This is a genomic window from Halocatena marina (genome assembly GCF_023276375.1).
In the GTDB taxonomy this organism is placed as follows: Archaea; Halobacteriota; Halobacteria; order Halobacteriales; family Haloarculaceae; genus Halocatena; species Halocatena marina.
Map to the genome: position 1 here is coordinate 1 of NZ_JALLPK010000003.1, position 17,591 is coordinate 17,591.

15 protein-coding genes and 4 pseudogenes are annotated in these 17,591 nt (G+C 52.3%); 9 read left to right on the top strand and 10 right to left on the bottom strand.

Annotated elements, in window-relative coordinates; genetic code table 11:
• Positions 1-816: 816 nt before the first annotated feature.
• The 6 genes and pseudogenes from MW898_RS20755 to MW898_RS20780 form a co-directional block, all read right to left on the bottom strand.
• Positions 817-1,299, bottom strand: a complete 483-nt coding sequence (locus MW898_RS20755) for a DUF8154 family protein (RefSeq protein WP_248910235.1) — start codon at positions 1,297-1,299, stop codon at positions 817-819.
• A complete protein-coding gene (locus MW898_RS26045; protein WP_248910236.1) occupies positions 1,300-1,944 on the bottom strand; it encodes a nucleotidyltransferase domain-containing protein in 645 nt (214 codons plus the stop codon).
• 254 nt (positions 1,945-2,198) lie between these two features.
• The gene (locus MW898_RS20765) at positions 2,199-3,473 is read right to left on the bottom strand and encodes an RNA-guided endonuclease InsQ/TnpB family protein (RefSeq protein ID WP_248910237.1); all 1,275 of its coding nucleotides are present in this window, start codon (positions 3,471-3,473) and stop codon (positions 2,199-2,201) included.
• Between the two features lie 501 nt (positions 3,474-3,974).
• The gene (locus MW898_RS20770) at positions 3,975-5,240 is read right to left on the bottom strand and encodes a Cdc6/Cdc18 family protein (protein WP_248910238.1); all 1,266 of its coding nucleotides are present in this window, start codon (positions 5,238-5,240) and stop codon (positions 3,975-3,977) included.
• 286 nt (positions 5,241-5,526) lie between these two features.
• Positions 5,527-5,760: pseudogene (locus MW898_RS20775) on the bottom strand (IS1595 family transposase); the annotation flags it as partial.
• A 750-nt stretch (positions 5,761-6,510) separates the two neighbouring features.
• A complete protein-coding gene (locus MW898_RS20780) occupies positions 6,511-7,479 on the bottom strand; it encodes a tyrosine-type recombinase/integrase (protein ID WP_248910239.1) in 969 nt (322 codons plus the stop codon).
• Positions 7,480-7,865: 386 nt separating this feature from the next.
• Here MW898_RS20780 and MW898_RS26520 point away from each other — a divergent pair, with 386 nt between their 5' ends.
• Entirely contained in the window at positions 7,866-8,102 is a 237-nt protein-coding gene (locus MW898_RS26520; RefSeq protein WP_444881624.1) for a DUF7577 domain-containing protein, read from the top strand.
• Between the two features lie 370 nt (positions 8,103-8,472).
• Here the strand turns inward: MW898_RS26520 and MW898_RS20785 are convergent.
• Both MW898_RS20785 and MW898_RS20790 read right to left on the bottom strand, forming a co-directional pair.
• Positions 8,473-8,664, bottom strand: a pseudogene (locus MW898_RS20785) (hypothetical protein); the annotation flags it as partial.
• 538 nt (positions 8,665-9,202) lie between these two features.
• Positions 9,203-9,358, bottom strand: coding sequence for a hypothetical protein (locus tag MW898_RS20790; RefSeq protein ID WP_248910240.1), 156 nt, complete (start codon positions 9,356-9,358; stop codon positions 9,203-9,205).
• Between the two features lie 751 nt (positions 9,359-10,109).
• Here MW898_RS20790 and MW898_RS25730 point away from each other — a divergent pair.
• Complete coding sequence (locus MW898_RS25730) at positions 10,110-10,238, top strand: hypothetical protein (protein WP_277999959.1); 129 nt, start codon at positions 10,110-10,112, stop codon at positions 10,236-10,238.
• A 352-nt stretch (positions 10,239-10,590) separates the two neighbouring features.
• Here the strand turns inward: MW898_RS25730 and MW898_RS20795 are convergent, their stop codons facing one another.
• Entirely contained in the window at positions 10,591-10,815 is a 225-nt protein-coding gene (locus MW898_RS20795; protein ID WP_248910241.1) for a hypothetical protein, read from the bottom strand.
• A gap of 531 nt (positions 10,816-11,346) precedes the next feature.
• On the opposite strand from MW898_RS20795, the gene MW898_RS20800 reads away from it, so the two are divergent.
• From MW898_RS20800 to MW898_RS20810, 3 genes are all read left to right on the top strand, one after another.
• Positions 11,347-11,580 carry a hypothetical protein gene (locus MW898_RS20800; protein WP_248910242.1) on the top strand — a complete coding sequence of 78 codons (234 nt, stop codon included), beginning with the start codon at positions 11,347-11,349 and terminating at the stop codon, positions 11,578-11,580.
• A 283-nt stretch (positions 11,581-11,863) separates the two neighbouring features.
• Positions 11,864-13,021 (top strand): glutathione-independent formaldehyde dehydrogenase, encoded by a 1,158-nt coding sequence (locus MW898_RS20805; RefSeq protein WP_248910577.1) that lies wholly within the window; start codon positions 11,864-11,866, stop codon positions 13,019-13,021.
• A gap of 46 nt (positions 13,022-13,067) precedes the next feature.
• On the top strand, positions 13,068-13,850 hold the full coding sequence (locus tag MW898_RS20810) for an MIP/aquaporin family protein (protein WP_277999960.1): 783 nt from the start codon (positions 13,068-13,070) through the stop codon (positions 13,848-13,850).
• Between the two features lie 265 nt (positions 13,851-14,115).
• On the opposite strand, the gene MW898_RS20815 is transcribed toward MW898_RS20810, so the two are convergent.
• On the bottom strand, positions 14,116-14,289 hold the full coding sequence (locus MW898_RS20815; RefSeq protein WP_248910243.1) for a hypothetical protein: 174 nt from the start codon (positions 14,287-14,289) through the stop codon (positions 14,116-14,118).
• Between MW898_RS20815 and MW898_RS20820 the strand changes: the two are divergent.
• From MW898_RS20820 to MW898_RS25735, 4 genes and pseudogenes are all read left to right on the top strand, one after another.
• Positions 14,267-14,902, top strand: a pseudogene (locus tag MW898_RS20820) (IS5 family transposase); the annotation flags it as partial. The gene MW898_RS20815 and the pseudogene MW898_RS20820 sit on opposite strands and share 23 nt — an antisense overlap.
• An 84-nt stretch (positions 14,903-14,986) precedes the next feature.
• Positions 14,987-15,816 (top strand): annotated as a pseudogene (locus MW898_RS20825) (IS5 family transposase).
• 136 nt (positions 15,817-15,952) lie between these two features.
• Positions 15,953-16,483: a hypothetical protein gene (locus MW898_RS20830; RefSeq protein ID WP_248910244.1), complete on the top strand. Its 531-nt coding sequence runs from the start codon at positions 15,953-15,955 to the stop codon at positions 16,481-16,483.
• A 554-nt stretch (positions 16,484-17,037) separates the two neighbouring features.
• On the top strand, positions 17,038-17,172 hold the full coding sequence (locus MW898_RS25735; RefSeq protein ID WP_277999961.1) for a hypothetical protein: 135 nt from the start codon (positions 17,038-17,040) through the stop codon (positions 17,170-17,172).
• Positions 17,173-17,591 lie beyond the last annotated feature (419 nt).

Genomic DNA, 17,591 nt, shown 5'->3' on the forward strand with positions numbered 1-17,591 from the left:
AATCATCTAGTTATCTGTCGACACCTTTCTAACCACAACTACCTCAGGAACCTTACTAACCATAGGGACCTTAGGTGCCAAAGGGACTGTAGGTACCTTAGGTACCATTGAATGCTAACTATTAACATGGGGCTGTAGTATGGTGATTCTCTCTAATTGCCCCAATTTGAAACATCAATAATAGAAATATTTGATAGAACTGTCTATATAAACTCCGCAGAAATTCGTCCATTTAGTGCCTAATACAGTCGCTAGCGGTTGTAATAGCGGTGAAATTGCCGACACCATTCTCAGACAGCCTGCCGATTGCCGACTCAACTCGTCTGGAAGCTATCAGCCCGTATTTTGAAGATCTGAAAGCACCGTTCAATGTGGTTTCGGTCGGTGAACCCTCTATCTTGTTAAGACACGATCTTGACGCTGTCGCTCGGTAGCATGATACTCCATGGAAGTGACCGCCCCACATCCATCGAGGTGATGGTCGACCACATGATGCTGGATGGAAATGGGTGTGTGGAGGCGGCCACGAGGCGTTCGCCTCGATTGTTTGTCACTCAAGTGGCGACAGAAATCGATATCACCAGGAATGCAAAAAGCCGTTCGGGAGCATGTAACCCTGATTTGATCACCAAGGGAGCAATACCTCACTCTTCGACCGGGTGATCCTCAGCGGGTACCTCCCAGTCGGCCACATCCTCCCATTCAAGCGTCTGAAGCCGGAGATCTACACCCTTCTCATAGTTATTCATCTCCGCGTAGAGAACGTTCAGTAATATGGGCGGAAGAAATACCCGAATCTCTGCCTCGGGTATAACATCAATCGCAAATACAGTCTTGTGTCCGTGTAACAGCAACAACCTCGCTATGGATCGCTGTTGCGAGCTGGAACATCGCTTGTGCTCGATATTCGCCAGCAATGCCCGTTCGATAATAGGATTTTGAGCGATGTTCCGTCCATAATGCTTCGAGGCGATCAGCAGCCTCTTGAGAAAAGAGGCCAGCCTGCACTCCTCGATCGTACACTTCCGTATGTCGCTGACCTGGGACGCTGTAGCCGCGGTCCGTCACGTAGTATTGCAAGGAACGCTCGATCGCCACGAACGAGGCCTCGATAATGATCGTAAAATGGCCGTTTCGCTCAAGCAGAAATTCGGCTGCATCAAGCAAACGACACGCTTTCCGGAGTTGGAGGAGCGATTCATCCGTGACATATGCTAGGTCAACCTCAGGGTTCGTTGGGGGTTGCTGAAACGCAGTCTCTGCCTCAGCAAGTGCTGTCGCGATCTCACCAGCCGTCATTTAGGGGTCCCCTCTGAAGATATCCTGTGTCACCGCGTGAAGTGTCTCTGTCTCATAGAGAGGCACTGCTTCCTGAAACAGCGGGCGGAGGTCCGCCCCGCGCGTCTGAGCGCTGTCGGCTGATTCAACGAACACCTCGAATTCGTATCGCTGATTCTCAATCGGCCCCGTCTCGAGATCGAGCTTAATGTCTGAGATAGTTCGTCGTACCGAGACGAGCTCATCGTCCTCAGAAATGAGCACAAATACATCGAGATCACTTGTTCGATCAGCTTCACCACGCGCGACGCTGCCGAAACAGAGCACACCAGCAAGCGACGATACTGTCTCCTCAACGCGTTGCGTGAACAGCCGAAGTGGCGTTCGAAACTCGGACTGTGGAATGTTCATAAATGGATCAGTCGCTCCATGAAGGCTGTCCGCATTGATCCGATAGAGAGTTTTCCGGCCCGTTTCGCGTCGGATAACCAGTTCCAGCGCTTCAAGGAGTGAAAGTGCCTTTGAAACACTTGGGCCTCCAAACCCAGTGAGATCCTGCAGCTCACGATTGGAGAATTCATCGCTCGGGGTCTGTGCTGTGATTTCGAGAATATCATCCATCGCTTCATACCGGAATATCTGCTCGTCTGGCAGTGGGAGTCTCACGTCGATATGCATTTGTTATACGTGGTATAAATCGTTACGCCACATATAATAATTGCGTTGCTGGCTACCGAAGCTCACGAGCTGACTTTTTCAGCGTGGGAGGAGTGGCGTGCATTTTGATAATTGATGTTGCACAGCTGAACAAATGGGAAGAGAGAATCTGCCCAGAAAAAATTATTTGATAGGGAACTCTATTGATGGAATGACATCCTCCCCGGCGTGAACGCCGGGGTTACCCGTACCGCGTTGGGATATTAGGGTTCACGGTCCACGACCTGTTCTCGCGGGGCGAAACGGCCCTCGCTACGGTCGAACAGGCGAACCGCTGGCTGTGCCATCCAGCCGGTATCCCTATCCCGGCCACCGTCAGTGGCGAGATTCGGGAGTACCTTTCGTCTGATATTCTCGGCCCCGTTAACGTCGGCGTTGGCGACCGTTCCACAGTCGTCACAGACGTACAACCCGCGCTCGACGCGCTGGTTCCCGTCTTTCGTTCCACACGCCGAACACGTCTTTGAGGTATCGTGCTCGGATTTTCGAGAGACATCGATGCCTTCAGTCTCGGCTTTGTATTCGAGCATCGACGTGAACCGGGCGAATGCCCACCCGTGAAGGTTGAGGTTTCCGTGATCGCCCCAGTTGCGGACGTCTCCGTTCTCGTCGTCGCGGATACCACCGAGGTCGCCAACCACGATCGTTCCGACACCTCGCTCGGCACACTCCGAAACGATGTGTTTCGAGAGCGTGTGCAAGAAGTGGGTTCGGCGTTCGGTCTGTTTCCGGTCGAGTCGGCGCGCTTCTCGGGAGGCTGAATCGTCGCACTTCGCCCGCTCTTTGGCGAAGTAGTAGAGATCCTCCTTAAGCGCGCCGCCAGGGTATAACGTGGCTCCGTCGCCATACGAGATGGTGGCGAAGTTGCATATCCCAAGATCGATACCGGCGGTTCTGTCGTCGGATGAACTGGTTTCGACCTCATGCCGACAGACGATATGCAAGCGCCACTCGCCGTGTTCGTAGACCGCACGAACCAGTTGAACTTTCTCGATTTCGGCGTCCGGTCGGGTTTCGTATTCGCACAAAAGGAAGTCCGACCAGTGCGCTTTGAGGTTCCGGCCTTTCGAGAGGCGGATACGTCCGTTCTTCGGGTCGTGTTTGAAGCCGTCTTCTTTGAACGTGACGGTTGAACGAGGGTAATCGTCGCCGCGTTTGCGGTAGCCGGGCGGATTCGCGTTCTCATTCCCGTTTCGGCGGTGGCCGTACCACGATTTGAACGCTTCAGACAACTCTTCGAGAATTGCCTGACTTGACTGTGCGTTGAGGTCAGCGTAGCGTTCGTGGCCTTTGAGGTACGACTTAAGCGCGCCTTCGCCGGGAATCGTCCCCGTCTCGTCCCAAATGCGCCCGATGGTCCACCGGGCAACATTCCAAAGTTTCGAGGCAGCGAATCCAAGCGAATCGAGACCGTCGCGGACCTGTTGCTGGTTGTGTATGGACGCAACGTGGGTCCGGGTGACGGTCCTTTTCGCCATACATAGACTATGTCAGCGTATGGACTTATAGGTTGTCCGTGTGCGGTGGAAGTGAATATCCGGCCGGCCACCGACGGTGGTTGCGGAACGGAGCGTACGCGATTCACGTCCGCCCTTCGGCCTCAGGACGGAATTCTCTCGCTGTTGAGAGATAGATAGTGGTTCAATGGGTTCGATGTCACTATCTCGATGTAATCAATCTATATTCACCGTGGTGTATCACCACTGTCAGGGATCGCCTCATACTTCGCCGGATCACTCGGAAAGCCCGGACTTCGAGAGTTGTATAACCACCGTTAGAATCTCGGACTCTAACTCGACAGATTAAATTCTTCAAATATTGTATATGTGAATAATAGGTAGTCAACTTCAGCTCCGAATCAGGAAGGCCGTCTCTGATTTCAAGGGGAAAGAAAAACCGATCCATTAAGGAACACCACCATGTCCGCAGTAATCTTTAGGAAAACCGTGGTTACAGCCGCTATTCTATGGTGCACATACTTACTCCAACGTTGTCTGCGTAGGGGAATCTATCGACTGTTCAGACGTCTCGGCAGTAGCGACCATATTGGCGACGGATTCATGAATACCAACCACTTCAACGGTATCTTCCATTGCATGAAGGATTAATTCGGGATCTAAATCGAGTGCATACTCTCGATAGGTCCCTCCACGCCGACCTTCATTTCGTTCAGTCATGCTCGTAATCCCAAGCATCGCCAGTTCGCTGAGGTGATCACGCATCCGACGCGGGACTAGCGGATCCCGTCCAGCACGTTCACAAAAGAGAGTGTACCGAGGGCGGATATCGCGGGACCGAATTGGCGTCATCCCTTCGAGAGTGAGCGTTAATAGGGCGTACAACACGAGATGACCGTGTTCGGTCAACCCCTGAATTCCTTCAGTAATGCGGCCACGTTCAAGTGCGTCGCGTCCTTCCTCAATGTGATCAACGGTTACCGATGAAGCTTGTTGGTCGCGAGCAATATCTCCTCCTTTCATCAAAATATCAATTGACTGTCGGGCATCACCAGCATCCTGAGCTCCATAGGCGGCGCAGAGAGAGATTACCCCCTCATCGACGACACCGTCGTGAAACGCAACTGTGACACGCTGTTCGAGAATCGCTTGAAGTCCCGTCGCATCATACGCAGGAAAGTGAATTTCTTGTTCGCAGAGTGAGCTCTTGACTTTTGGTGACAGTCCATCACGGAATGAAAAATCATTTGAGATACCAATAAGGCCGAGTTTCGTCTGTTCGAGATTACCGTTCGCTCGTGCGCGTGGAAGTTGATAGAGTATACTGTCATCCTCGATATTATCAATTTCATCAAGGACAATTAATGTCGTTCCCAAACTCTGATCAAGTTCTTCCCAGAGCATTTCATAGACAGCTCCAACCGGATATCCTGTCGTGCTAATTTGCCTTGTTTCCGGTCGCAGTGTGTTTACAAGATGAGTCGCGACCTGGTATGAACTCTTCAATCCATCGCAGTTCATGAACACAACAGTCAGAGAGAGATCGTCATAACGTTCCACGTCTTCTTGCAAATGAGTGAGAAGATAACGGGTTGCAGCTGTCTTGCCAACCCCAGTCTTCCCATAGAGGAAGACGTTATTGGGCTGTTCACCGTTGATTATGGGCTGTAATGTTGCTTGATACGTCGATAATTCTTCATCCCGTCCAACCAACTCGGCCGGCTGGTAGTCCTCGCGGAGTGCGTCTCGGTCTTTGTAGATTGTGTGGTCACGCTCGAACAGCGCCATACACGACTTCCCTCGTCGATGGATAATAAAACCACCCCCAACCAGCGTGTCCGCAGTGTCCGCTGTTCCAATCATTTATTACAAAACATAGAACACACCCCCTCCACTATGTCCGCTGTTCCAACGAAAAGAGCTAGCCTTACTGCGAAACTTATGTATAAAACCGAATCCTTATTATGATATACTGCATAACGCATCCGTAGTACACTATAAGAGGAGCGAGAAAGCGTGTTCTCGCACTGATCAACGTTATTTCTGAGTCACTCATGTGTGTACATTGTTGATTTCAGAGTGTAGCTTTTATAGCGTGTTTGAGGACTTTTCGATCAGGCTTGCGGAAGAGTTCGCGACATAGCTGAAAGGCGCGGGGACTGTGTCAACTTGTCTTTTGAGACACCTCGATGTGGCGAGATCCACGGGTCGATGTACAACCGTGATTCTCACAGGTGTTGGTGTGAACCTCTTCATCGGCGTATTCGCTATCTCCATGGACGACGTACTCGCGGGTGAGCTCGTCGTCCTACAGAAGAGCGTTCTGAGTAGGATTCTTCTTCCAAACGAGAACAGCGGACATGGTGGAGGGAGGGTGTCATACAGTTAGGTGAGATTGTACCCGAATTCATCCATACTTTCAATGATGGAGTCAATCGTGGGTTCTCAAGTCCTCTTCCCGACCTTACTGCGGACATTGTGGTGTTATAAATCACAAAGAATAGTAACAATTTCCTTGTCATAAACGGCGAGGCTTTACCTTGGAAAAAGTCATCATTCATCCAATGGTCCTATCTAGATACGCTCCACAGAAATGTGGCCACTAGAGTCAGCGCCTAAGCTGTCACTGAATAGTTCTGGCAGCGACAAAGACACTCGAAGCGAGGCCTCCCCGCTTTCTCAAGCGGGCTAACTAAACAGGGCCCATACAATTGATTCTACACCACTGTGTCCGTAGTAACCAACCGATTAAAGCAGTTTGGAGTAAGATTACTGCGGACATTGCGGTGTTGATCTTACTCTCTCTGACGTGACAACCAGCAAGATCATTCATCTAACTCGTACTACACCACTGTGTCCGCAGTAACCAACCGATTGAAGCAGTTTGGAGTAAGGTTACTGCGGACATTGTGGTGTCTTTTCTCTACTACAAATCAATGTACTTCACCAGACACGAGAGTGCAGTGCGTATCACTACTCAGGGGTACGACAACTTGGATCATTTAGCTTAGTCTTATGTAAAAATAGTACCACAACACAGAATTGATTCTATCAGATCTCACTCACTATTGTCAAGAATGTCTGAAACGCGTTCGGCCCGTTCTTCGGCAGCAATGTGCGAGTAGGCGTCTTTGGTCGTCTGGAGTGAGCGATGGCGCAGCAGATCTTGGGCCTCGCCCCGATCGACGCGAAACACCGTATCACCTAGTCCACGTCGTGCGCCGTGCAGTTTCAGATATTCGCCATCGATATCGATGTCGGCCTGCTCACAGAGCGTCTGCATGTGGCTGCGCATTCCGTTGACGGTGACCGCTGGTGGCGTGATCTCGTACTCCCGGAGCACGCGATCGATCGGGGTCTCCTCAAGAAGTGCCTCGATGGCGTCGGCAGCCAATTCATGCGTGCTTTTGAGTGCATTGCGTGCCACCCGATATTTCGAGGGCGCGTGCTCGGTTGGAAAGACGGGCCACTCTCCCGGCGGTTCATCGAGGAGCGCGTAATACTGACGGACGGCGAACACAGCTTGCCGGGGGAGCGGTGTGGTCTCCCACTCTTGGGCTTTGCCGAAGACGCGTAGCGTTCCGCTTTCTGCATCAGCGTCGGAATCGGGGAGCGTGACATTTCGCCAGCGGAGGCCTTGACGGCCCTCGCGTTCATCTGCACTCGTCCGGAGGATCTCCGCCCCGCGCACGCCGGAATAGGCAAGCAGATAAACGAACGCCCGATCACGGGCTTCGAGTCGGGCTGCCCGACCATCGGCGTCGATCGCTTCGTACGCGCGATCATCGATCCAGCGGAGGAACCGGTCACGGGTTTCGGGATCCCAGAACTGCTGGCGGCCATCGCTATCATCGGTCGGGAGCTCTTCGCGCGCACGATCGCGCAAAGCAGGATTCGACGGGAGTACGCCATCACGCACGCAATACGAGCAAAAGCCAGAGACAATGTTGTAGTAGGTCTGCGCGCTTGAGGCGGCCAATTCATCCTCACCAACTCGTTCGGTGAGGTGCTGAGCGTAGCGGCGCATGACTCGTGCACTTCGTCGGGTGAATCCGACGACCGAATCTTGCCACAGTTGACGATCGGACGGTCAGTGACCCAGCGCAGCATTCAAGGGTACACGCTTTCCGTTCCGTAGAAGTGTCGAGGCTGCCTTTTCGAACAATCGAAAGCCGAAGCAACGTCACTGAGCACCGTCTTGCGTGGCACTTTATAATAACTGAAATAGCGTGTAACTATTAGTGTCTCGAACTGATGGTGGGTAAGTCGTCCTGCGAGTGATGCGAGCACGTGGCGATGCTTCCCCGACACGCACGACGTCCACCGTGATCGCTGGGTCGCACGGTTCGGACGGTGACCGGTCCCTTCCGGAGGAATAAGTTCTATGATAACATATGACATTATTAGAAATCAATGGATGCTTCCGATCCGATCCTCGCTATCCTGTTCGTCTTCTTCAGGATTAATGACGACGAGAATTCGAACGCTTCCACAACCTTGACACCTCGGTTTGAATCCACTTTCCCTCTGGATAAGCATTCACGAGGAACCGATACGCTGGCGCCAATTGTGTGCCGACGCTGTGGAATGGAAAACGACGCGGAATATACCTACTGTAAGAACTGCTTTACCGAACTCAGGAGCTATTGACTTCGATTCTCTCCGATGTGAGACCACGTTCGTCAATATCTCGGTTGTCTTCAGCCACTCCGAATAGGTCGTTTTCACAGATCAATACAGCACCTACTATCGCCCGCGTATCTGTCGAATGCCAACGTTTCAGTATGCGGAGATAACGTGGCCAGTTGAGCAGTCGAAGACTGAGGCGTACATCGGGAAACAGCCCAGCAGGTAGCAAAGGCCGTGGCAGGGGTACGGATCGGAAATCGACCGCCGATGTCGTCCGCTTCAGGAGAAACAGCTTTGTTGGATTTCCTATCAGTTGATTGCACGATTGGCTATCAACTATAGGACGGCGTATGTTTCTGAATTCGGTTTTTATTGATGGAGTGATATAGTGTCACCTAGACAATATAGAAAAGGAAAACAAGAATAGCCAGACGATGTTCACGTGGTGCCAGTATAACCCAAAGTACTCTATCGGTCGTTATTCACCGAGGTATGCCCCCTATGTTGCCCTCGGGATCAGATAGATGTGGGGCAGGACCCCGACGAGGACGTGGACACAGAGCGCGTGCAGCCCTGTCGTGAGGGAAGAACATCGAGATGCGGGTTTCCCACGGTTGGACTGTGTCGAACGAGAACGACGTACGTAGGCGATCTGGTGAGATCCGTAGTGAACCACTGGCCACCGAGATCGGCAATCATCTTGAGTTTTCCAGGATTTTCGGAGGAGGCTGGAACCCGCAACCACTTGTACGGCTTTTTCACGCTCAGTCGCTTGTACACCTCCTCGTTGAATTCAAGAATCTACATTCTTCGCCACCGATACTGAAGATTGTCGGCACCGCTATCTTCTCAAGAATTTCGCTACCGTATCCACATGATCATCGGTGCTGGCGAATCGACGTGACATTCTTCGGGAACGTACACTTGTGTCAATCACGAACGTAACCATTACAAACGTGTACTTGTAACATCAACACCGCATTTATGACAGCATGATTCAGTCGGTGCGAGATGACTGTGAAACGCCGAGTACGAACCCATTCAATTATAGCGGACTGACTATTGATTTTCCTCTACAGCCGTTACAGTGTTGTAATCAAAGATACCGATTAGCAGCGTTTTTACTGGTAGCTACGGATTCCATGTCTCAACTCGGTCACCGTCTCTTGACTGTAGATCCAACCGACGATCACGGTGACGAGAAAGCTGGCGAGCGGCAGCATGAGTTCGCTTGCGATGCTGTCGAACACCGTCAGCGTGCCGGTGTTGTACGCCATCGGAACCATCGTACAGGCCGTGCCATCGGATTGACTCCCCTGAAAGCCATGCGGGAAGATTCGAGCGGGAAGGATTACTTTTGAGATGATAAGGCTCCCAATCCAACCCCTGTTTTTCCAGTTGAGTTGTATTCTGATACGTCACCTAAGCACCTCGCCCTTGTGATTTGTTACATAGCTCGTCATTCCGACCCACGACGGCTTTGATGAATCACCACTCACGGTTCGTTTGCTGTTGTAAACGACACACATCAACACAGCTTCGCGTAGCCCGCGGTACGTTGATTGTCCAGTTCCTGAATGTTGCGCTCTCAATGATGAGAGCATCATTACGTTCACTGATGTTCCGTCTATAAACAGTGTCGGTCCGTTGGCTTCTCCATTAGTTGATACAATAACGTTGTAAATTCATCGTACGTATTAGTCATCAACGAGAAAGTCACTCAACGACGATCTCGCTAACGACCTCTTATGTCCTGATGGTAATAGTTAACAGGGAGCACGATCATATCGATCGTACAGCCCACGGAGGATCGATGGACATGCGCAACGAACCCCACCAATCGCGGGCCACGCTGTCATTGCTGCCCAGGGAGTACTGGACGCTCCATCACGTGCTCCTCGATCGGATCAAGTAGGAATCGACGGCGGAGGATCCGACGAGCGTCGATCCCCCATCAGTAGAGGTGTTCCAGGCGTTTGAGACGCTCGACTCCGGCGAGACAGCTTCACCATCGCACAGCTCAAAGCGGTGCAGACGATCCTTGCGGAGTCTCATTGCTTTACGACGTGGGAACTCGAACGCTCACGGCTCGAACAGCTCCTCCACCGCATTGCAGAGCCCATCGAACAGCACCAAGCGACATTCCCTGGTGACTGATGGAGACGTGAGAGAGCCGTCGGAATTGATAGAACAGGGCACACAAGTCAGTGCGCGTCTCTTGTGGGTCAGAGCCCCTGAAGCCACCGGTCTCAAGTCCTGCGAACACACCGAATAACCACACCTAACGGCAGGTCTGAGACTGACCACCTGCCAGTCGCCGGTCCATGTACGGACAGCTCACCTACGTTCGCCAGAACGTGCCTGCTAACAAACACCACAATCGAATGCCTTGAGAACGAAATCGAGATACTCAATCGCCATTTCGCCGTGCTGCAGCAGGTCATCGAGAATCAGCCCATCAACATCGTGAACCTTCCGACGAACTTGGCTCTCCTAGATACAAGGTGAGTTACTCGCTTGGGTACGCAAGAAGGACATCATCAAGTTGCCTGCACAAGGAGCGGTCACGACTGATCAGGTAACGGACTTCTTCGGCGAACACACGGAACAGCCCGATACTGTTATCGATCGGCTTGATACCTTCTCTGAGACGGGAACGAGGCCTGTCCGAGTGTCGAAAGTGACACGCAATCACCTTCGATGGTGTCCACGTCGAGCGAGTCGGTATACGCATCGACTCACGTCGCGTCCGTATCGATGACAATGACCTCATGGTCATCGCTGAGGTTCGTGGCGATCAAGGATTCGATCTGGCTCACTCCGACGATGATCACGCGCATGTGTGCTCCCCTCGAATTGTACCGTAGATCGATCGAACTCCGGGAAGTAGATTACAATTCTAAAACGATTATTTGCAGAACTCACAGTCCAAGCTCGCGGATGCACGGCAGTGCTGAGGAAACACTTGATTGTGACGCAGGTCGCCAGTGGTCAATGATTGAGTGAGTACTATTTCAGGTTGTATATAATCAACTAATCCAGATCATACATATCTGAAACAGTATCAGTCCGTTTGGTACTATCCTAAACAGGGTGCCATGATGTTTACCGAACAAGACATTACAAAAGTATGCTTGTAATAGAAAGTGTGAATATATTATCTGGTTCAGCCAGTACTTAGTACGAACCGCCTACCAGTGGTACGATGGTCATGGAAGAGGCTTGGTACGGTTTCTGAGTAAGAGAGTTGAACTGCTTGCATTTGATGCAACACTTTGATTCAGGACCAGTCGTCGTTACGGAGAATACGACAACCGGATCAGTGGATTTGCATGGGGCCACTCTCGTGCTATTCAAGACAGATCCGTTAATTGCCTCTGATTTTCCGTCGCCGTTCTTCGAGGTGCTCTCCGAACCACCGCCACTCACGGGTGAACTGGTCGATTGGTTTCAAGTTCCAAACATCGGCGTCCATCACGACCGGTCCAATGCGGTATGACTGGACTATATTGTACAGCCAGATGATCACACCAATAAAAATAAGGAATGCGCTGATCGTATCTGCTACAGGATCGCAAACTGCTCCAGGGACGTTGCATACCGCCGAGGAAGCCCGATCGCTCCAGAGAGGAGCATCAAGATGTTTTCGGACGGTTTTATTCTAAACAGTAGTACTAATATTTCGATTGAGTGATTCACTCTCAATAACTTACTAGCTATTTTTAGAAAATTATAACTCCTGGATCATCCATTGATGCATTGTGGGGTGATATCAAATGTCAATGAATGCTGTTGTGTACCAAGGTGAACACGAGGTAACAATCGAAGAAGTCGACGAACCGGAGATCGAGCATCCCAACGACGTATTAATCGACATTACGACCACCGCAATCTGTGGGTCAGATCTACACATGTACGAGGGACGGACGGGTGCAGATCCGGGAATCGTCTTCGGCCACGAGAACATGGGTATCGTTACCGAAACTGGCGAAGCCGTCAGCGAACTCGAGGTAGACGACCGCGTCGTTGCACCGTTCAACGTTGCCTGCGGGTTCTGTACCAACTGTGAAAACGGCTACACTGGCTTCTGCACCAACGTCAACCCTGGATTCGCCGGAGGGGCGTACGGCTACGTGGCGATGGGACCGTACAAGGGTGGACAGGCCGAGAAGCTCCGCATTCCCTACGCGGACTTTAACGCGCTGAAACTCCCGAAAGGCAACGAACACGAGGACGCGTTCGCGATGTTGGCAGATATTTTTCCGACTGGCTGGCATGGCACCGAGCTTGCCAATCTCCGACCGGGTGAGTCGATCGCCGTATACGGAGCGGGTCCCGTCGGACTGATGGCTGCCTACAGCGCCAAGCTCAAAGGAGCTTCAAAAATCTACATCGTCGACCGGGTACCGAGCCGGCTCGACCTCGCTGAGGACTACTGCGACGCCACGCCGATCAATTTTGAGGAGAGCGATCCCGTCGAGCAGATCAAAGACGACCACGGAGGTGGAGTCGACAAGGGTGTCGATGCGGTCGGCTACCAGGCGGTTGATCCTGAGGAGGAAGCCGACGACGCCTACGACCCGGCCCGAGAGAATCCGGCGCTCGTTCTCAACAATCTTATTAAGACAGTGCGTGCGACCGGTGAACTCGGCATCCCTGGGCTGTACGTCCCCGATGATCCCGGTGCGCCGGATGAGATGGCTGCTCAGGGTCGGCTTGGCATCGACTTCGGGCTATTGTTCGAAAAAGGCCAGCGGCTCGGTACCGGCCAGTGCAACGTCAAGCAGTACAACGAACGACTACGTGACATGATCATCGAGGGACGTGCTGACCCGAGCTTCGTCGTCTCCCACCGCGTCGATCTCGACGAGGCGCCCGAGATGTACGAAGCGTTCGATAACCGTGAGGAGGGCGTCACGAAGGTCCTCCTGGAGCCGTAGCGCAGCTCCTCAAACATTATTGTCCATGACAGACGATTATACGCTCATGCAGAGGGCGATCGCGGAATTCATCGGAACGTTCAGCATCGTCTTTTTCGGTGCGGGCGCAGTCGCCATTGACATCCTTACCGCTCCGAAAGGAGCCGGCAACAGCACGTTCATCTTCAATGGGCTCGGGTTTGGTGCACTCAGTTGGGTTGGGGTTGGACTCGCGTTCTGGGCGGCGGTTACGATCCCAATTTACGTTTTCGGAAACATCTCCGGCCAACACATCAATCCTGCAGTCACGTTTGCGCTCTGGTTGACCGATCGAATCGGAACATCTGCGGCTGGTATTTATGTCATTGCCCAACTGCTCGGCGGAATCGCTGGTGCGGTCTGTTTCGTCTTCATTCGTGGTCCTATAGCAGCGACGAGAGGCGTGTCCGGCGCGACAGCACCATTCCCAGGGATCAACATCTGGCAGGCGTTCGCTAACGAAATTATCATCACGTTTTTCCTGATGATCGCGGTCATGGCGCTTGCCATCGACGAAGAAGGACCGAGCCAGCACGCTGGCCTCATCATTGGCTTCGTCGTCGGCATGGGTGTCATTACAACGGGCAACATCAGTGGAGCGTCATTCAACCCAGCGCGGACGATCGGCCCGTATGTTTCGAACACGATTTTCGGTGGTCCCAACTTCTGGCCGTTCATATGGATCTATATCTTTGGTCCAATTATTGGAGCTGTTATCGGGGCGCTTCTCTACGATTATATGGCTCTCGGTAGAATTTCGGTGATGTCCTCCAGGAGGGACACGTCCACGGAGGTCGAAGCCGGGCGTTGAAACCGATCACACGGTTCTACAGCCGTCGTTTTCGATAAGTAACACAACTGTATACTTCGCGGAGATAGTACATGATCACAGAGGAACAGTGTGCATATACTGTAGCTACAATATGGATGGGCGGTCAAAGCTTGTTGACTACAATGATACATACCAGACTATACGTCGACAGATCGCCGCCAAGTAATCGAATTATGAATTCCACGAATCGTGGGATGACCTCCGCGAACAGAGTTCTCCGTAGCGGTCCCCGCGGCTCGTGTTTTCACGGTGGGAATGGATCGGCGATTCCGTCGTGATCGATGCTTCGTTCGTCGTCCAGCAGACAGGCATCTAATTTCCTGTGCTCTGTAGGATCGCTAGACGGCGAGGCCTCAATCTCGCTTTCTTCGTAGAAACCGAAGAGATAGAGTATTGTGGTATCCGAATTCCATCTCATCACCCGAGAAACAGTCGCGAAAGCTAAAAGCGTTGTCGAGAATCCGGGCGAACCCGCCACCCCCTTCGGGGTCGGCGGGTTCGCCGAGTGGGTGATGCTCACGCTCCAAGCACTGCGAATCGAACTGGGGAAGTCTTACTGCCAGACAATCGACATTCTCAGCGAGATGCCCGGTATTCTTGAAGAAATTGGGCTTACGCGGCTTCCGCACTACACGGTGCTCTGCGACTGGTTCGAAACCATCCCGATGGAGATCTACCGAACGTTTCTCGGCGCATCAGCCGAGAAACGCTCTGGGCACGCCGCAATTGACGCAACTGGCTTTGACCGCGACCAGCCCTCACGCCACTACGCCCAGCGAGCACACTACCGCGTTCGCTCGCTGAAAGTCACCGCCCTCGTGGACGTGAAAACGCTGTACGTCTTCGATGTTCACTGTATCACGACGAAGAAACACGACGCCAAGATCGGCCTGCAGGTCGCTCGGCGCAACGCCGAGGACCTGCGGTCACTGGCTGCTGATCGCGCCTACGACGGGAAACCGTTCCGCGACAGGCTCCGTGGAGACGGCATACACCCCCTGATCAAACATCGCATCTACTCGTCGCTTGACCTGGTTCGGCTCTATTGAATCACTAGACAGCGTCGGGATGAGTCGGTAAATCAAAGTCGTTGAAGCGGGTGAGTGGCGTTTAGCATGAACATCACTACCCGCTTCATCGAAGAGATGGTCTCGCTCGCTAAAAGTTATTGTGACGATGCTGACGAAGCTGCCGCCACCTTCCGGGGCGGCAGCTTCGCGGAGTACTCGATGATTTCCCTCCACGGGCTGCGGATTTTCCTCGACGAAACCTACGAGATGACGATCGACCAGTTAGAGGTAATGTCGCCAATTCTGGAGATCGTCGGGCTCAAGCCCGACGATCTCCTGCACCCATCGACGTTGAATAAGTGGTTTGATAGGATCGTGATGCAGGTCTGGCGCGTGCTGCTGCGCCATTCGGCGCAGCTGCACTCCCCATCAGCTCACGTCGCCGTTGATGCCACCTACTACGAACGCTCCGCGGCGAGTAAGCACTACTGTGACCGCACGAACTACTGCGTTCAGACTATCGAAGCGACGAAACTCGTCGATACAGCCACGCAGGCGATCCTTGACGTTCACTGTACGACGACCCGTGAGGGAAATGATGCGGAGGTATGTGCGCAACTCGCCCCCGGTACGCGGGCGAGTTGCAGACGCTTGCTGCCGACAAGGGCTACGACAGCCAGTGGTTACGCGAGACACTCAGGGGGCGAGGGATACGTCCCCTCGTCAAACATCGTGTCTTCACACCATACGGCTATGCATATAACACCCGAATTGACGACGATCTCTACGGACAACGAGCCATGACTGAGACCGCGAACTCCTCGGTCAAGCGCTCGGACGGCTCCGCCGTCCGAGCGCGGGAATGGTACCGCGAGTTCCGTGAAATCGTCCTGATGTGTACTGTCTATAACATTAAGCGGTACGTGACCCAGTGAATTCCAACACCCTATAGCGATTCAATAGAGCCCGTTAGTCACAATCTCCGAACTGAGTAGCTTCAATCTCAGCGCAGTTCCTTGGCGAGAATCGCGATGCATAATGCACATCCACACCCACCACAAAGGGTACCCCATGACTACGACCGAGCGCGTGCTTTGGGTCGGCGGGCACGGTACGTTCCTGCTCCTCGTTCTCGCGGGGATCGCCTTCGTTTCGGGCTATTGGGCCATCTTCATCGCACTTGGTCCCGCGGCGTGTCTCCTCGTCTTTGATGCCCACAACTCGGACAATACCCCGACAGTCGTCATAATCAGTTACGTCGCTGCGTTAGTTGTTGGCTGGGTGACGTACACGACGATTGCACCAGGGATCGCACCAACTACCATCAAGCCGATGTCGGAATCAGGTCTTCGTGTGATTGGGAGTGGATTAGTCGCCTTCGCAGTTACGGCTGGCACCATCTTCGTCTTGCATACCCAGCAACCGATGGCGTACGTAGCGGCGTTGACTGCGGCAATTGGGGGACTTCCGACAATCCAGTCGCTTGCACTTTCGATTATTGCAGTGCTTCTTCTCGCTGGCATCCAGGCCGTTCGCCGTCGATATGGACCAGAATTCGCTACCTCGCCAGAGCTTCTCAACAATCATACGTTTGAGACGTGAATACGGTCGTCCCCAATGACGTCATCCGTGTTGAATGATCACTCAGGAGCCTAGACTAAATATAGAATTGTTTGCTTGCTTAGTTCACGAGCAATCACCCAGCTCAGTGAGATCTCTGTTGAAGACCGTCAACAGGCACGAGACGCTATCAAAAAGAGATTGCCACCTGACGAGTGGAACGGGGACTGTAATAACTGATCGACAGTTGTCTCCGGTTCGAACACGATCTCCGGGCGCTGGCTATTAGTAATGCCCATCATTCTGGTCTCGTTCATGCATCGCTACTCAACTCTACAAGTGTCCTCGTAGAACCAACTGATCGGTTCCCCCTGTCGTCAACGGACGATCACCAACACCATCGACCGATCCGACTATATTATTGAGTAATTATTTCTAAAGTAGTCATAACACGAATATACTATTGCCGCACGAGCATCGAAACATTTTGATAGGTGTATACAGCATCGGCATTGTCTCCCGAAAAGCCGTTATGTTTGCTATTTCGACATGGATTGTTGAACAAGTTTCTGTCCATACTAGCCGTGTACTCCATATTGAGCAACAACGACGAATACGGCTGCCAGCTACCTGCCACTGCCAGCAAACAGAATGAGTCCACCGACACCCACACTGAGGAGGCCGATCCCGAAGACGATCCCAAAGAAACCGAGGCGATGTTTCCCATCTAATAGTTCAGCGTTCCACGCGCAGATCTGTGACAATCCCTGGGATACGGTGTACCCGTCGATGGAACGAAAGGTGAGGCCAGAGTCTACCCCCACCGATGCTCATGAATATCAGTCCAACTACAAGGAATACTCGACTTAACCCATCAATACAATTGAATAGAGTTCATGTCAATGTTTCAGTCAGTAAACTGGGAACACGCTGTTTTAGTGAAAGTGGATGTACCCCCACGTACCAACCGATCAGTGTAGATGGGTAATCGTCTTATATGGACTGTTACAGATCTTATAACAGCACAACATATTTATAAATATGCAGATGTATACTATCTATATCGATAATGGAAACAAATCGGTGTATCGCTAAACATTTAGTGTGAATAGAAATTTTCACTTGATGATACACTCCTGTACATGGTCAG

Excerpts from the sequence above, each read along its gene's own strand:
- MW898_RS20810 (WP_277999960.1), top strand. The coding sequence starts at position 13,068 with ATGCAGAGGGCGATCGCGGAATTCATCGGAACGTTCAGCATCGTCTTT.
- MW898_RS20830 (WP_248910244.1), top strand. The coding sequence starts at position 15,953 with ATGACTACGACCGAGCGCGTGCTTTGGGTCGGCGGGCACGGTACGTTC.
- MW898_RS20755 (WP_248910235.1), bottom strand. The coding sequence starts at position 1,299 with ATGACGGCTGGTGAGATCGCGACAGCACTTGCTGAGGCAGAGACTGCG.
- MW898_RS26520 (WP_444881624.1), top strand. The coding sequence starts at position 7,866 with ATGGATGCTTCCGATCCGATCCTCGCTATCCTGTTCGTCTTCTTCAGG.
- MW898_RS20815 (WP_248910243.1), bottom strand. The coding sequence starts at position 14,289 with ATGAGATGGAATTCGGATACCACAATACTCTATCTCTTCGGTTTCTAC.
- MW898_RS20790 (WP_248910240.1), bottom strand. The coding sequence starts at position 9,358 with ATGGCGTACAACACCGGCACGCTGACGGTGTTCGACAGCATCGCAAGC.
- MW898_RS20765 (WP_248910237.1), bottom strand. The coding sequence starts at position 3,473 with ATGGCGAAAAGGACCGTCACCCGGACCCACGTTGCGTCCATACACAAC.
- MW898_RS20800 (WP_248910242.1), top strand. The coding sequence starts at position 11,347 with ATGCAACACTTTGATTCAGGACCAGTCGTCGTTACGGAGAATACGACA.
- MW898_RS20805 (WP_248910577.1), top strand. The coding sequence starts at position 11,864 with ATGAATGCTGTTGTGTACCAAGGTGAACACGAGGTAACAATCGAAGAA.
- MW898_RS20795 (WP_248910241.1), bottom strand. The coding sequence starts at position 10,815 with ATGCGTATACCGACTCGCTCGACGTGGACACCATCGAAGGTGATTGCG.
- MW898_RS20780 (WP_248910239.1), bottom strand. The coding sequence starts at position 7,479 with ATGCGCCGCTACGCTCAGCACCTCACCGAACGAGTTGGTGAGGATGAA.
- MW898_RS20770 (WP_248910238.1), bottom strand. The coding sequence starts at position 5,240 with ATGGCGCTGTTCGAGCGTGACCACACAATCTACAAAGACCGAGACGCA.